The organism is Paenibacillus darwinianus (genome assembly GCF_000598065.1).
GTDB classification, from domain to species: Bacteria; Bacillota; Bacilli; order Paenibacillales; family Paenibacillaceae; genus Paenibacillus_I; species Paenibacillus_I darwinianus.
In genome coordinates, this window is sequence record NZ_KK082166.1 from 1 (window position 1) to 15,173 (window position 15,173).

Sequence of the window (15,173 nt, forward strand, 5' to 3'; positions counted from 1 at the left end):
CGCCTTATTTCGTTTCTTTCTTTCATCGCAACCTCTCAGCGGCGACTTGAATAATATATCACAGAGAGCCACTTGAAATCAACCTCTTTTTTATATGAGCTTTTTGCGATGTACGTTTTTCCAGCGGTGTCGTCGGTCGTAGCAAAGGCCTAAAGAGGGAACTTACGACGTTCCACATCTGAAAATACAGCGGATAGCAAGCGGGCAATTGCCTCCGGGATAAAAAGGGCGCACGAATCCCGTTATCCACAAAACAGGCTTGTGGATTGCCAGAGAAGTCCACTTATCCACATGTGAATTATGGTTTATGCGGCTACGCTAGACACCAAGCTGCGCATCTTCTCCGCCTGGTTCTTTTTGATGCGCCCGAGCGCCATCGCCAGCACGACACATAGCGCGAGTCCGCACCGCATCTTCATTTTGTTCATACCGCGGATGGTGTGCAGCTCGAAACCAAGCGACACATCGAGCCTGCTGTTCACGCGTTCTACTGACGTACGCTTATCATATTCCTTCTCCCATTTATAGCTGGCGCGATCGACCGGCGTAAAGATGCGGCGATCCTCCGACAGTGAAATGCGTATGCCTTGTGCCACCGGACACTGAGCTTGCCCGTCGCATTTGATGCCGAATTGCTTGGCCGGGCAAAGCTTCTTCAGCGTGTCCCGGTCTTTCTCAAATCCGCCGTTGCACATTTCTCGCCGGGTTCCCGTCTCGGGGCAATCGCAATAGACTTGGCCTTTATAGTTGTAGGCTACATTTTCTCTGCCGCTAAGCAATCGGGTCTCTTCCCCATCCCGCCACATGTTTCGGATATCGATCACCGGCTTGATCTGATACTGATCCCAACATTTGACGATAAGCTTCGTGTCGTCATAGCCGCGATCTGCCGCCAGCGTCTCTGCTGTCTTCAGCATCTCCGGCTGCCGCTTCTCCATTTGCTTCAACAGCTCGTGTCCTTCCGTAATATCAGACGCGGACGCTAAGCTCTATATGTTTTCAGTTACAAAAATGTCTTATTCCTCGCCTCGCCGTTCCATCCATTCATTCGCAATGTCCATGGCGGCTTTGAACCGCTCGCGCCCGCCCGTCTTCAAGCCCTGTCTGGCCGCTTCGGCGTTTCCTTCGAGCATCCACGCCGCATTCCGATTCTTGACGGTGTTGAAGGCTTCCCACGCTTCGCCCAACAATCCGCAATACCTCATGTCATCCTGCGCAACCGCCTGGCCGGCCAGCGCCTCCCAATATTGCCGCAGAACATTCTCTTGGTGCTCCTTTCGCCGATGCCATTCCAGCACAGCCTCCGGATTGTCCGCTTCAACCATGGCGACCATAATAGCCCGGACACAGCGCAATCCATCCAACACCTCCTTCTGAAAGATGCACGATTACGACGAAAAAAACCCGCCGGCACCAAATCATGCCCGCGGGTAAAAACTCCGTTCGATTTCCTCCTCTACTCTCCGGTCCGTTCACGCATCAGCGGGAACAGCAGCACGTCGCGGATCGACGGCGCGTCGGTGAGCAGCATGACCAGCCGATCGATGCCGATCCCCAGGCCGCCGGTCGGCGGCATGCCATACTCGAGTGCGCGGATGAAGTCTTCATCCATTTCGTGCGCCTCGTCGTTGCCGTGCTCGCGCTCCACAAGCTGGGCTTCGAACCGCTCGCGCTGATCGATCGGATCGTTCAGCTCGGTAAAAGCATTCGCATGCTCCCGCGCGACGATGAACAGCTCGAACCGGTCCGTAAATCGCGGATCGGCCTCGTTTTTTTTCGCCAGCGGCGAAATCGCGACAGGGTGGCCCGTTACGAACGTCGGCTGAATGAGCGTATGCTCGACCAACGTTTCAAAGAACGCGTTCAGGATATGGCCGAACGTCATGTGCGGCTCGACCGGAACGTTATGCTCCTTCGCCAGACGGTGCGCCTCTTCGTCGGTCATCTGAGCCGCGAAGTCGACTCCCGTCGCTTCCTTCACGAGATCGACCATCGACACGCACCGCCAAGGCGGGGCCAGGTCGACCTGCTGCCCTTGATACATGATCGTCGTCGTGCCGAGCACTTCTTGCGCGATATGCGCAACCAGATTCTCGGTCAGCGCCATAATATCCTTATAATCGGCGTACGCCTCGTACAGTTCGATCATCGTAAACTCGGGGTTGTGGCGCGTCGAGATCCCTTCATTCCGGTAAACGCGGCCGATCTCGTACACCTTCTCCATCCCGCCCACGATCAAACGCTTCAAATGAAGCTCAATCGCAATCCGCATGTAGAGCTGCATATCAAGCGCGTTGTGATGCGTGATAAAAGGCCGCGCGGCGGCTCCGCCGGCAATCGCATGCAGCGTCGGCGTCTCTACCTCAAGATAGCCGAGGGAATCCAGGTACCGGCGCATCGACTGAATGATTCGCGACCGGGTCACGAACGTTTGCTGCACGTCCGGATTCATAATCAAATCGACGTACCGCTGCCGGTAACGAAGCTCGACGTCTTTCAAACCGTGATATTTCTCCGGGAGCGGAAGCAGAGACTTCGTCAGCACTTCAAGTTCCATCGCTTTCACCGAGGTTTCGCCGGTCTTCGTCTTGAAGACGACACCCTTCACGCCTACGATATCGCCAAGGTCAAGCAGATCGAACGCTTGATATTGGGCAGCTTCGACCGAGTCCTGGCGGACGTAGATCTGGATTTTGCCGGATAAATCCTGAATGTGGGCGAATGCGGCCTTGCCCATGCCTCGCTTCTGCATAATGCGGCCGGCCAAGCTTACCTCCACGGCCTGCGCTTCAAGCTCCTCCTTGCTCGTGTTGGCATAGGCCTCCAAAATCTGCTTCGCGCTATGCGTCCTTACGAACTTGCCGCCAAACGGATCCACGCCGAGCGAACGGAGCTCGTCCAATTTACTGCGCCGAATTTGCAGAAGCTCGCTCAGCTCCTGTTTCTGCACGTCCTGTTGCTGATTCTGGGTGTGGTTCTGTGTGTCCAAACGATTCATCTCCTTCACAAATGAAAAAGCTTCCGAAGGAAGCTTTTTGAGAATGCTGCGCCGTATACCTACTTCTTGATGTCCACAATTTTATATTGAATGATGCCGGCGGGTACGCTTACGTCGACGATCGTGCCTTTGTTCTTGCCTAGAATCGCCTTGCCTACCGGACTTTCGTTCGAAATCTTGTTCTTCAGTGGATCGGCTTCCGCCGTGCCGACAATGGCATATTCCATCGTATCGCCGAACTCGACATCCTCGACCGTAACGATCGACCCGATGCTGACCGTGTCCGTATTTATTTCGTCGTTATTGATAATACGCGCGTTGCGCAGCATCTTCTCCAGCGTGATGATGCGGCCTTCGATAAAAGCCTGCTCGTTCTTCGCATCCTCATACTCGGAGTTCTCGCTGATATCCCCATAACCGATGGCGATTTTGATCCGTTCGGCCACTTCGCGGCGTTTGACCGATTTGAGGTTCTCCAGCTCTTCCTCCAGCTTCTTCAAACCGTCCTGAGTCAGAATGATCTCCTTATCGCTCATCTAACCGATTCTCCTGTCATGTGCAAATTTTCATACGCTGCATGCAGCCCGCTCTACTCTCCTACCCGTTGCGCTTGATAATGATTCATACGCCTCGGCCGGCCGGCCTATAACCCGCAAATGCCGCCCTCAGGCGGAATGTTATTGCATGATTATATTGCATAAAAGCATTCGCTGTCAATGATACCCAAGCTGTGCAGCCCATGTATGTAAACGTTTCACGACGCCATACAAGGAATGCCGCGCGGCATTCCGCGCGGCGATCCCGTCAATGGGCGACTGTCTCCTCGGCATCCTCCAAGGAACGTACATATTCACCCAATATGCGCACCATATTCTCACGGTCGGTTTCTTCCATGATGATATCCTTCACGCGGGCCGCACCCGGCAGCCCCTTCAAATACCAAGCCAGATGCTTGCGCATTTCCCGAACGGCCGTCGACTCGCCCTTCAGCGCGATCAAACGATCCATATGAACGATGGCGATCCGGATTTTCTCCGCCGCGTCCGGCTCAGGCGGCAGCTCGCCGTTCGCCAAGTATTGAATCGTGCGGTACAGCATCCACGGATTTCCGAGCGCGCCGCGGCCGATCATCACACCGTCGACGCCGGTTTGATCCAGCATCCGCTTCGCATCCTCCGGCGAGAACACGTCGCCGTTGCCGATCACCGGAATGGATACCGCTTGCTTAACATCCTTTATAATGTCCCAATTGGCTTTGCCCGTATACAGCTGCTCGCGTGTACGGCCGTGTACGCTCACGCCCGAGCCCCCGGCGCGCTCAACCGCCTGCGCATTCTGAACGGCGTAGACATGCTCGTCATCCCAGCCGATGCGCATTTTCACCGTAACCGGCTTATCGACGGCTTCGACTACGGCCGACACCATGTCGTAAATTTTATTCGGATCGAGCAGCCAGCGTGCTCCCGCGTCGCATTTTGTCACTTTGGGGACGGGGCAGCCCATGTTAATGTCGATAATGTCCGCATTCGTCTGTCGGTCGACAACCTTTGCCGCCTCTACAAGCGATTCCCGGTCGCCGCCGAAAATCTGCAGGCTGAGCGGCTTCTCGCGCTCGTCGACGAACAGCATCTCCATCGTACGCTTGTTGCCGTGCAGGATAGCCTTGTCGCTGACCATCTCCGCGCAAACGAGCCCTGTCCCGAATTCCTTCGCGATCAGACGGAAGGCCGGATTGCACACGCCTGCCATCGGCGCCAGCACCACCTTGTTCTTCATCTCGATGTCTCCGATTTTCAGCATGTTGCACCGTACTCCTTTCCGTAGCCGTTCAGGCGTTATCTGCGGCTTGCCGTCAATTCCTCATATTCGATACCAAGCGATTCCGCGATTCGTTCGATCAGCTTCGTCTCGGGCTTGCGCGTTCCCCGCTCCAAGGAGCCGAGCACCGCCACCGACACGCCTAACCGGTCGGCCAGCTGCTGCTGGGTAAACCCCTTCAACTTTCGAAAAGCGCGGATGCGCTGGGCCAATTGATCGTATTCCATAATGCAATGCCTTCCTTTCCCTGCCTGAGCGCCCCCCGAACCGCATCCTCGACGGTTTCCTTAAGCGGCGAAGTGTCATGCAGCACGTCCCGGAGCGGAACCAGCACGAACGCGCGTTCCATCATACGGGGGTGTGGCAGCGTCAGCTCTTCGGATGTCATAATGATGTTCTGCATATAAAGCAAATCCAGATCGATCGTCCTCGGTCCGTTGCGGATCGTCCTCACCCGGCCCAGCTCCCGTTCGATATGCAGCAATGCACGCAGCAGCTCCAGCGGTTGGAGCCGGGAGCGGAGGGCGGCCGCCATATTGAGAAAAGCGGGCTGGTCGGCATATCCGACCGGGTCGGTCTCGTAAATGCCCGAAACGCGAAGAACCGACATATCCGGATGCGTGTGCATCCTTCTCAACGCCTCGGTAAGCAAGGCCAAGCGGTCGCCCTGGTTCGACCCGAGCGCCACATAAGCTTCCTGCCATGGCGCGTCCGCGCCTTCAGACGGGAACGACTCGTCCATCTGCATCCCGCTTTCTGCGAAGCTCCACGGTAACGCCGTCGAAATGAATATCGAACGGCGGATGCGGCTTCGTCAGCCTTACCGTCACTTCGTTTATAATAGTATAAGTGTCAAGGACGGCGGATGCAACACGGCCCGCGACCGCTTCAATCAGCTTCGACGGGGGGCCTTCGACGGCGGCTTTCACGAGCGCGTAAACCTCGGCGTAATTGACGGTTTGCGATAAATCGTCGGATTTCTCCGCTTGGTGCAAATCCAGATGCAGCTCGAGCTCCAGCCCAAACCGCTGACCGAGCCGGTTTTCCTCCGGAACAACGCCATGATAGCCGAAAAACTGCATGCCTCTCAAAGTCATTTTATCCATTAACGAATGTCTCCCTTCCTGCCGCTGACGATCCGCGCGCCGCGCGAGCTCCGGCGCCGCCGCTATTCGCGGATATCGGCACGGCGATACACAACCGCATCCGTCATCGCGGCAAGGCGCTTCATGGCTTTCACATCATGCACGCGAACGATTTGGCAGCCTTGCGCGATGCCCAGAGCAACGGTCGCGCCGGTGCCTTCGACGACATCATCCGGCGGTAGCTCCAGCGTTTCCCGAATGAACCGCTTGCGCGACGTGCCAAGCAGCACCGGATAGCCCAGCGCAACCAGCTCATCCAGCCGGCCAAGCAGCTCCAGGTTCTGCTCGCAGTTTTTGGCGAAGCCGATGCCGGGATCGAGCCAAACCCGCTCTTTCGCCACGCCCGCCGCACTTGCGGTCTCCACGCCCCGCCGCAGATCGTCAAGCACATCGGGTACAAAATTGCCGTACTCTGCTGTCTGGCGATTATGGCCGATGACGATCGGGCAGCCCCAGGCCGCCGTAACCGCCGCCATGCCGGCGTCCGCCTGCAAGCCCCACACATCGTTAATGATATGCGCACCGGCCTCCAAAGCCCGCTGCGCGGTTTCCGCCTTATAGGTGTCGATCGACAGCGGCATATCCGGCAGCGCTTCGCGCACCGCGCGAATGACCGGCAGCACCCGGCGAAGCTCCTCCTCAAGCGGCACTTGCTCGCCGCCCGGACGTGTCGACTCTCCGCCGATATCGATAATATCCGCGCCTTCCGCTGCCATTAACCGGGCATGGCTCACCGCCGCAGCCACATTATCGTAGCGCCCCCCGTCGGAGAAAGAGTCCGGCGTTACATTCAGAATGCCCATAATCAGCGTTCGGTCGCCGAGGGCAAGCCGTACGCCGCCCTGCAGCTCGCAGCTTCGTTTCCATATGATCGGCCTCATTCCACGGTTCACCCCTTTGGCTCCAAGTATCGATGCTTCCCACGCCGTTTACCGGTTTCCCTTGCGAAGGAGAGCCTTTATCGCGGTGCCTCAATCGTCAAGTTACGGTAAGCGGTCAGCAGGCTCTCCGTCACCGGTCCGATCCTGCCGTCTCCCACCGTACGCGCAGCGCCCTCCGTATCGGTTAAACGCGTCACCGGCACAAGCTCCTGAATAGAATTGGTGAGCCAAATTTCATCCGCATCGAGCAAATCTCCCCATCCGTACAATCCTTCCTCACAAGGCACGCCCAGCGTCGCCGATAGCTCCAATGTGAGCGCACGGGTAATACCGGGTAAAATGCCGGTGCCGGTATGCGGTGTCCGCACAATGCCGTCCCGTACAAAAAACAAGTTGCTGACCACGCCTTCCGCCAGTTTCCCGTCACCGGTCAGCATCAAACCTTCCGCACCCGCAGAAGCGCCGGATGCCAGAAGCTCCCGCTTCGCCATAATATTGTTCATATAATGGAGAGATTTCAGCCGGACCGGTGTTTCGGGCGTATTGCGGCGCGTCCGCAGCAGCCGCAGCTCTTTGCCTTCCCGGTACAGCCGCTCGTCCATAGCGGGAAGCGGCTTTACGAGCAGCAGCGCATTAGGCCGGACATAATCGCCCGCCGGCAGACCAAGCTCACCGACGCCCGCCGTCACCGTCAGCCTCACATAAACGTCGGAGCCCTCCAGCCCATTGGCGGCCGTCAGCTCCGCCAGCCAGGCGCGGATATCGTCCTCCGCCATCTGTCCCACGATGCCCAACAGCTCGCTTCCCTCACGCAGACGCTGAAGGTGCCTCCCCAGCTGAAAAGGGCTTCCGCCGTAGGTCCGAAACGTCTCGAACAGCCCCATTCCGTACAAAAAGCCGTGATCGTAGACCGCGATCACGGCTTCGTCCGCCTCGACGACGGACCCGTTATAACCGACCTTCATCGAGCGGCCCCGGTGCGCGACTGCAGGAAGTTCCGCAGCAGCGTCATGCCATTCTCCGTAATAATCGACTCCGGGTGGAATTGCACGCCTTCAATCGCATATTCTTTATGCCGCAGCCCCATGATCTCTCCGGCCTCTGTCTCGGCGGTCACTTCCAGACAATCCGGCAGTGTATCCTTTTTGACGATCAGCGAATGGTAACGCGTAGCCGTGAACGGAGACGGAATGCCCGCAAACACGCCCTTGCCTTCATGATGCATCTCCGACGTTTTGCCGTGCATCAGATTCTCCGCCCGCACCACCTCGCCGCCGAACGCTTGTCCGATGGCCTGATGACCGAGGCATACCCCGAAAATCGGCACTTTCCCTTTAAAATGCTCAATCAAGGCCAGACTGATCCCCGCCTCGTTCGGCGAGCAAGGCCCGGGAGAAATCAGGATATGGTCGGGCGCCAGCTCCTCGATGCCCCGCAAATCGATCTCATCGTTGCGCTTTACCACAATCTCTTCCCCAAGCTCACCCAGGTACTGCACCAGGTTATACGTAAACGAATCGTAATTATCGATCACCAGAATCATGGTAAGCTCCTCCTTCACCATACTGAACCGCCTTCCAAAGCGCTTTCGCCTTATTCAGGGATTCATAATACTCCCGCTCAGGCTCCGAATCGATGACGATGCCGGCGCCTGCCTGGATGTGCACCTGCCCGTCCTTCACGGTCATCGTGCGTATAATAATATTAAATTCCATATCGCCGTCATAGTCAATCCAGCCGAGCGAACCGGTATACGGTCCCCGTCTTGTCGGCTCCAGCTCTTCGATGATTTCCATCGTGCGGATTTTCGGCGCTCCGGTGATCGTCCCTCCCGGAAAAGTCGCCGCAATGACATCGAACGCGTCCTTTCCCGGCGCCAGTTCGCCTTCTACCTGCGAGACCAGATGCATGACATGCGAGTAATATTCGATGACCATGAAATCGTGAACCCGAACGGTGCCGTAAGCCGAAATACGCCCCAGATCGTTGCGTTCCAGATCGACCAGCATGATATGCTCCGCCCGCTCCTTCTCGTTCGACCGCAGCTCCTCGGCCATGCGCGCGTCCTCTTCCGGCGTCCGGCCGCGTCTGCGCGTGCCCGCAATCGGCCGGGTCGACAGCCGTCCCGCCTGCAGCTCCACCAGCAGTTCGGGCGACGCGGATACCAGACTGAAATCATGGCAGCGCAGGTAACCCATATACGGCGACGGATTCACCAGCCGCAGCCATTCATAGAGCTCATCGGGATCTGCGTCCGAGCATTTGCTCTGCCGCAGCGACAAATTGACCTGAAACACGTCGCCTTGTCCGATATATTCGCGGATGCGGGCAACGGCATTCATATAGTCATCCTTCGGAAAAGGAGAGTGCAGCCCCGCCATCGCTTCGACATCGATATGCATGCTGTCCGAGGCGAGCAGCCCCTGCCTGTATGCCTCGCGGGCGGCTTCTTCAGGCAATGCCGCAGCCGACGCAATCCGCTCCCATAAGGCCGCCATCTCCTCCGAATTCCGAACTGCTTGTTCATAGGTTGCCTCTAGCCATGAATCATCTGCGATATCCCGAGACGCGTCAATCGCCGTATGCACCGAGCAGTACAAGACCCGTTCCTCATGGTCGATAATCCATAACTCATCGAACTCCAGAAACAAATAATCGGGCAACCCCAAATCATCGGCTGCCAGCTCGGGCAGCCGCTCGATGGAGCGTACAATATCATAGGACCAGAAGCCGGCCAGTCCGCCCGTCCACTTCGGTCCCCCCTCCACTCGCGGGCCCTTGCGCGATGTCAGCCGCTCGCGGACCACCTCGAGCGGCTTGCCGTATATGGCGGCTGTCGTCCCGTCCGCTGCCGCAATCTCCGCGCGGCAGCCGTGTCCGCGAATGACCGCCGACGGGCGCAGGCCCAGATAGGTGTATCGCCCGTCCTTGCCGCTCTCCAGCACGATGGCATGCGCCGAAGCCGCCTCCCAGGCGCCGATCCATGTCCGCAGCCGATCCCCATTATCCTCCAGCGGAATACGGCGCAATAACGGCAGCGTCGTATAACCGTCCCGGCGCCAAGCGGTCCACTGCGCCAAGCTTGTCGTTGTCATCCGTCTTTCCTTCCTCCAAGCCCCTTGCCCGGTCGGCTTTCATGTTTCCAATAGTATAATCAAAACGCGCGACATTGAAAACCTCGCCTCCTAAAGCCACGAGAACCTTCGGGCTTATTCGGCAAGCTGGCCGGGTGCTTTCCGATCAACCGGCAACCAAAAAGCACCCCCGACCGCAATCGGAGGTGCTGCCAGGCTTTCCATCAAGCCGGATTAGTTATCGAAATTGAACAGCGGCGTGCTCAGGTAACGTTCGCCGTTGGATGGAACGATTGCAACGACGCGCTTGCCTTTGCCCAGCTCTTTCGCTACTTTGAGAGCGGCGTAGATTGCAGCGCCGGATGAAATGCCGCAGAGAATGCCTTCCTCCTTGGCCGCGCGGCGCGCATATTCGAACGCTTCGTCGTTCTCGATCGTGATCACGCCGTCATAGATTTCCCGGTTCAGGATATCCGGCACGAAGTTGGCGCCGATGCCCTGAATTTTGTGCGGACCCGGCTTGCCACCGGATAGAATCGGAGAAGCGGATGGCTCGACCGCATAGACCTTGATGCCGGGAAACGTCTCCTTCAGAACCTCGCCCGCACCGGAAATCGTGCCGCCCGTGCCGATACCGGCGATGAATGCGTCCAGCTTACCGTCAAGCGAGTTGATCGCTTCGACGATTTCCGGGCCGGTCGTTTCACGATGGATTTTCACGTTCGCCATGTTCTTGAACTGCTGCGGCATGAAGTAGCTCGGGTTCTCGCTCACGATTTCCTCAGCTTTGCGCACAGCGCCGTTCATCCCCTCGGCACCCGGCGTAAGTACGATCTCCGCGCCATATGCACGAAGCAGGTTGCGCCGCTCCATGCTCATCGTTTCCGGCATAACCAGAATCGCTTTATACCCTTTAGCAGCGGCTACGAGCGCAAGGCCGATGCCCGTGTTGCCGCTTGTCGGCTCAACGATCGTATCGCCCGGCTTGATGCGTCCTTCTTGCTCAGCTACTTGGATCATGCTGATGGCGATCCGGTCTTTTACGCTTGCGCCCGGATTCTGATACTCCAGTTTGACGTAGATTTCCGCACTGTCTTCCGGCACGAGACGGTTCAAACGCACAAGCGGCGTATCGCCGATAAGATCGATTACGCTGTTTACAATTCTAGCCATGTGGAAGGACCTCCTTATTCCCGACTAATTTAGTAGGGTATTAACTTCTTTCATCTTATCAATCGCAGGTTCACGTTGTCAATAGCTAGTTTACCGGTTGAGCACCCCTGCATTCAAACCGACACCATTTTGCCTCAACGCGGTTGGAACACCTGTGCGCCGTATTTGGCAAGCAGGCTGTCCTCCACCTCCCGAAGCGGGTCTGCGGCGGCCAGAGCCAGCTGTTTTTTCACCTTGTCCCGCAAGCGGCGGTCATCCGGCGTTCGAACGACCGTTCGTTCGTCCAAACGTACGACCGCCCAGCCCATGTCGACTTCAACCGGACCGGCGATCGTGCCCGGCTCGATGCCGCTCACCGCCTGGAGCATATCCTCGTCGATAAACGGATCGGAAGCGTCGACCGTACCGATCGAGCCGCCGTTATCCGCTGAATATTCATCAATCGAATAAGTTCTCGCAAGCGCTTCGAACGATTCGCCCGCTTCGACCATGCGGAGCACCTTCTCCGCTTCCGCGCGGCTCTCCGTAACGATCCACGATAAGCCCAGACTGACGCTCGGTGCAAACTCCTCCGGATTGTCGCGGATATACGCCTCAACGTCGTCGTCGCCGATATCGACCGCCCTTATTGCGATTTTCTCCAGCAGCAGCCGCTGCCTGGCATCGGCGATGACCGTTTCCCGGTCCATGCCGAGCTGCTCCTTCATCGACGCGAAGAACGCGGCCTCATCGCCGTAGCCTTCCATCATGTCGTCGAGTTCTTCCTGCAGCTCCTCCGGCGTAACCTCCAGCCCGTACGCTTCGGCCTCCAGTTTCAACACTTCCTGAACCAACATGGCGCGCAGTACGGAATCTCCGTAAGACTTCTCCAGCTCGCTTCGCAGCATACCCTGCGTGATTACGGTTTCCCCGACCGATGCCACTTTACGGTCGTCCGAGCGGTTGGCACCGCCGTCTCCCCCTGACGCTGCGGGCGGTTCCCCCGATGCGGGGGAAGGGGCGATCCGGTTGCTATCCGGTCCGATCCGAACGACGACGATCACGGCTAATACAATTAAACAGACGGCTTGAAGGATGACAACGGCCTTCAGCGCGTTCGATTTATTCATGAATCCGGCCTCCGCTTTATTGGATCGGCTTCGGCTTGGCTTGATCCAGCAGGTTTTCGAGATGCGGACGGTCGAACGTATAGGTCTCGTTGCAGAAATGGCATTCGACTTGCGCTTTTCCTTCTTCCTCGATCAATTGCTTTAGCTCCGATTCGCCTAAACTGATCAGTGTTTGCTCCACGCGATCCCGCGTGCATTTACATTTGAAAACGATCGGCATTTCATCGTGGATCTGCAGGTCGTCGCCGACGACGAACCCGAGTATGCCTTCCGGCGTCTCGCCTTGATCGAGCAGGGCCGTTACCGGCGGCATGGCCGCCAGCGCCCGCTCCAGCCGCGTGATGTCCTCATCCGCCATTCCCGGCATTAGCTGAACGATAAAGCCGCCCGACTGCAGCACAGTCCCGTCCGTATCGACGAGCACGCCGAGCCCGACCGCCGAAGGCGTCTGCTCCGACGAAGAGAAATAATACGTGAAATCTTCCCCCAGCTCGCCGGAAATGATCGGAATACTTCCGCGGTAAGGCTCCTTCAGGCCCAAATCCTTGATGACGTGGATGTGGCCGCTTCGTCCCACCGCGCCGGCTACATCCAGCTTTCCTTGCGGGTTGCTCGCCAAATGCACCTGCGGATGATCGACATAGCCGCGAACCTCGCCCTTGGCGTTGGCGTCGACCACGATCTGACCGATCGGACCGTCCCCTTTCACCTGAATCGTGAGCTTTTCCTCGCCCTTTAACATAGCTCCCATCATCGCGCCTGCGGCGGCCGTTCGTCCGAGCGCGGCTGTAGCAGTCGGAAAAGTGCCGTGCCTGCGCTGCAGCTCCGCAACCAATGCGGTGGTGCGCACCGCGAACACGCGAATTTTGCCGCCCCAGGCTGTTCCCCTCACGAGCACGTCCCCAGCCTCTATCGTTTCCGGTTGTCCGGTTGTTTCCATATTCAGTCACCTCTCCGTTCTACGCTTCCATGTTGCGGTCGTATATAATTCGCAGCCCGTCCAGCGTCAGCAGCGGATCGACCTCCTCAATCGCAGCCGACTCGCCTGCAATCAGCTCCGCCAAGCCACCCGTCGCGATAACGCGCGGATCGGTGCGGAATTCGGCCTTGATGCGACCCACAATTCCGTCCACCTGGCCCGCATATCCGTAAATAATGCCGGCCTGCATCGATGTGACGGGATTGCGCCCGATCACGCTTTTCGGCTTCACCAGCTCGATCCGGGGCAGCTTAGCCGCCCGTTGGTACAAGGCCTCGGTCGATATGCCGATCCCCGGCACAATCGCCCCGCCCAGATAATTGCCTGCCTGGTCGATATAATCGAACGTCGTGGCGGTGCCGAAATCGACGACGATCACCGGCGGGCCGTATTTCTCGATGGCCGCTACCGCGTTGACGATCCGATCGGCGCCCACCTCGCGCGGATTCTCGTACCGAATATTGAGCCCGGTCTTAATGCCTGGTCCAACGATATAAGGCGTTTTGTGAAAATAGCTGCTGCACAGCTGCTCCAGCGTGCGCATCAGCGGCGGGACGACCGACGAAATGATGACGCCGTCGATATCGCCCATTTTGAGCCCGGCATAAGCGAACAGATTGTGTACCGTAATCCCGTATTCGTCGACAGTGGCGGACCGGTTCGTGCTGAGCCGCCAATGATGCAGCAGCTCCTTGCCGCGATAAATGCCCAGTACGATATTTGTATTCCCTACGTCAACGACAAGTATCATGCCCCGCGGCCTCCCGGTTTTTTCCCGCCGAGGTCAAGGCTGATATCAAGCGCATCGAAGGAATACGTCAAGCTGCCGACGGATATGACGTCGACGCCGGCAGCGGCCATCCCGCGCACCGTATCAAGCCGTACACCGCCCGAGGCCTCCACTGTCACGTGCGGAGCGCGAGACTTGATGCGGCGTACCGCCTCCGCCATCTGCTCGGGCGCCATATTGTCGAGCATAATAATATCCGCACCGGCGTCCAGCGCTTCCTCGACCTGCTCGAACGATTCCGTCTCCACCTCGATCGTCATGGTGTGGGGAATGCGTGCACGCGCCGCTTCCACCGCTTCCCGAATGCCGCCCGCGCCTTTGATATGATTGTCCTTGATCATGACGGCATCGTACAAACCGAACCGGTGGTTGGCTCCCCCGCCGACGCGAACCGCATATTTCTCAAGCAGCCGGTGACCGGGCGTCGTCTTCCGGGTATCGACCAGGCGGACAGGCAGACCTTCCAGCGCTTCGACGAATTTGCGCGTCTTCGTGGCAATGCCGGACAGCCGCTGCATCAGGTTCAGAGCGAGCCGCTCACCGGTCAACAGACTATGGACGCTGCCTTCCACCTCGGCGAGCACCATGCCCTTTGTAACATATGTACCATCTTCAACCATCGGCCGAAACGCCAGCGACGGATCGACGATATGAAAAACAAGCTGCGCCACCGGCATGCCCGCCATGACGCCATCCTCCTTCACATGGATCACGGCCGTCGCCGTTCGTCCCGCCGGGATCGTGGTCTCGGTCGTCACATCGCCGTAGCCGACGTCCTCCGCCAGCCAACCGGCAATCTGCTCCCGGATCGCCTGATTATATCGATTCAACTCAAACATCGTCGATTCGCTCCTCCATCATGCCGAGATCCCGGTGCAGCACGGTGTGCTTTCGCCATAGCAGATCATCCCGTTCCGGAAAATCTTCACGCGAATGCGCGCCTCTGCTCTCCTCGCGGGCAAGCGCCGCCTGGGTCGTCAGCAGGGCGCAGGTCAGCAGGTTCGCAAATTCATATTCCTCGCGCTTCGTCAGCACCGTCTGAAAAATCGGCAGCTGGCGCTTCAGCTCGTCCAGTCCCTTTTGCAGCCCTTTTGCGTCGCGGCGCAGGCCGGAATAACGGACCATAATTTTTTGCAATTTAAGCCGCTTCTCGACGACCGCCTGAATCGACGAGGCGCTGCGCACCGCAGCGGTCTCGATCTCCCG

At 58.0% G+C, this 15,173-nt stretch carries 16 protein-coding genes and 2 pseudogenes; all 18 read right to left on the reverse strand.

From position 1 onward, the window contains the following. Positions 1-305 precede the first annotated feature (305 nt). Positions 306-971, reverse strand: a pseudogene (locus BG52_RS09165) (DDE transposase); the annotation flags it as partial. A 45-nt stretch (positions 972-1,016) separates the two neighbouring features. After that, entirely contained in the window at positions 1,017-1,364 is a 348-nt protein-coding gene (locus tag BG52_RS09170) for a hypothetical protein (RefSeq protein ID WP_144340780.1), read from the reverse strand. Between the two features lie 92 nt (positions 1,365-1,456). After that, the gene (gene lysS, locus BG52_RS09175; protein WP_397309649.1) at positions 1,457-2,989 is read right to left on the reverse strand and encodes a lysine--tRNA ligase; all 1,533 of its coding nucleotides are present in this window, start codon (positions 2,987-2,989) and stop codon (positions 1,457-1,459) included. 68 nt (positions 2,990-3,057) lie between these two features. Then, entirely contained in the window at positions 3,058-3,534 is a 477-nt protein-coding gene (gene greA, locus BG52_RS09180; RefSeq protein ID WP_036582913.1) for a transcription elongation factor GreA, read from the reverse strand. 268 nt (positions 3,535-3,802) lie between these two features. Further along, entirely contained in the window at positions 3,803-4,798 is a 996-nt protein-coding gene (gene dusB, locus BG52_RS09185) for a tRNA dihydrouridine synthase DusB (protein WP_036582910.1), read from the reverse strand. Positions 4,799-4,833: 35 nt separating this feature from the next. Then, positions 4,834-5,043 carry a helix-turn-helix domain-containing protein gene (locus BG52_RS09190; protein WP_036582908.1) on the reverse strand — a complete coding sequence of 70 codons (210 nt, stop codon included), beginning with the start codon at positions 5,041-5,043 and terminating at the stop codon, positions 4,834-4,836. After that, on the reverse strand, positions 4,995-5,558 hold the full coding sequence (gene folK, locus BG52_RS09195) for a 2-amino-4-hydroxy-6-hydroxymethyldihydropteridine diphosphokinase (RefSeq protein WP_036582906.1): 564 nt from the start codon (positions 5,556-5,558) through the stop codon (positions 4,995-4,997). Before folK ends, BG52_RS09190 begins: the two co-directional genes overlap by 49 nt. Then, entirely contained in the window at positions 5,536-5,922 is a 387-nt protein-coding gene (gene folB, locus BG52_RS09200; RefSeq protein WP_036582903.1) for a dihydroneopterin aldolase, read from the reverse strand. The genes folK and folB overlap by 23 nt, the downstream gene beginning before the upstream one ends. 62 nt (positions 5,923-5,984) lie before the next feature. Then, complete coding sequence (folP, locus tag BG52_RS09205; RefSeq protein ID WP_036582901.1) at positions 5,985-6,842, reverse strand: dihydropteroate synthase; 858 nt, start codon at positions 6,840-6,842, stop codon at positions 5,985-5,987. Between the two features lie 77 nt (positions 6,843-6,919). Next, a complete protein-coding gene (locus tag BG52_RS09210; RefSeq protein WP_036582898.1) occupies positions 6,920-7,807 on the reverse strand; it encodes an aminotransferase class IV in 888 nt (295 codons plus the stop codon). Next, a complete protein-coding gene (gene pabA, locus BG52_RS09215) occupies positions 7,804-8,385 on the reverse strand; it encodes an aminodeoxychorismate/anthranilate synthase component II (protein WP_036582896.1) in 582 nt (193 codons plus the stop codon). The genes BG52_RS09210 and pabA overlap by 4 nt, the downstream gene beginning before the upstream one ends. Next, the gene (locus tag BG52_RS09220; protein ID WP_036667156.1) at positions 8,366-9,937 is read right to left on the reverse strand and encodes an anthranilate synthase component I family protein; all 1,572 of its coding nucleotides are present in this window, start codon (positions 9,935-9,937) and stop codon (positions 8,366-8,368) included. Before BG52_RS09220 ends, pabA begins: the two co-directional genes overlap by 20 nt. Before the next feature lie 213 nt (positions 9,938-10,150). After that, positions 10,151-11,089, reverse strand: coding sequence for a cysteine synthase A (cysK, locus tag BG52_RS09225; protein WP_036582891.1), 939 nt, complete (start codon positions 11,087-11,089; stop codon positions 10,151-10,153). 134 nt (positions 11,090-11,223) lie between these two features. Beyond that, positions 11,224-12,198 carry a peptidylprolyl isomerase gene (locus BG52_RS09230; protein WP_036582890.1) on the reverse strand — a complete coding sequence of 325 codons (975 nt, stop codon included), beginning with the start codon at positions 12,196-12,198 and terminating at the stop codon, positions 11,224-11,226. 16 nt (positions 12,199-12,214) lie between these two features. After that, positions 12,215-13,138 (reverse strand): Hsp33 family molecular chaperone HslO, encoded by a 924-nt coding sequence (hslO, locus tag BG52_RS09235; RefSeq protein WP_036582887.1) that lies wholly within the window; start codon positions 13,136-13,138, stop codon positions 12,215-12,217. A gap of 19 nt (positions 13,139-13,157) precedes the next feature. Then, the gene (locus BG52_RS09240) at positions 13,158-13,928 is read right to left on the reverse strand and encodes a type III pantothenate kinase (RefSeq protein ID WP_036582884.1); all 771 of its coding nucleotides are present in this window, start codon (positions 13,926-13,928) and stop codon (positions 13,158-13,160) included. After that, positions 13,925-14,806, reverse strand: coding sequence for a carboxylating nicotinate-nucleotide diphosphorylase (gene nadC / locus BG52_RS09245; protein WP_036582882.1), 882 nt, complete (start codon positions 14,804-14,806; stop codon positions 13,925-13,927). The genes BG52_RS09240 and nadC overlap by 4 nt, the downstream gene beginning before the upstream one ends. Continuing rightward, a pseudogene (locus BG52_RS09250) lies at positions 14,799-15,173 on the reverse strand (L-aspartate oxidase); the annotation flags it as partial. The pseudogene BG52_RS09250 and the gene nadC, both read right to left, overlap by 8 nt.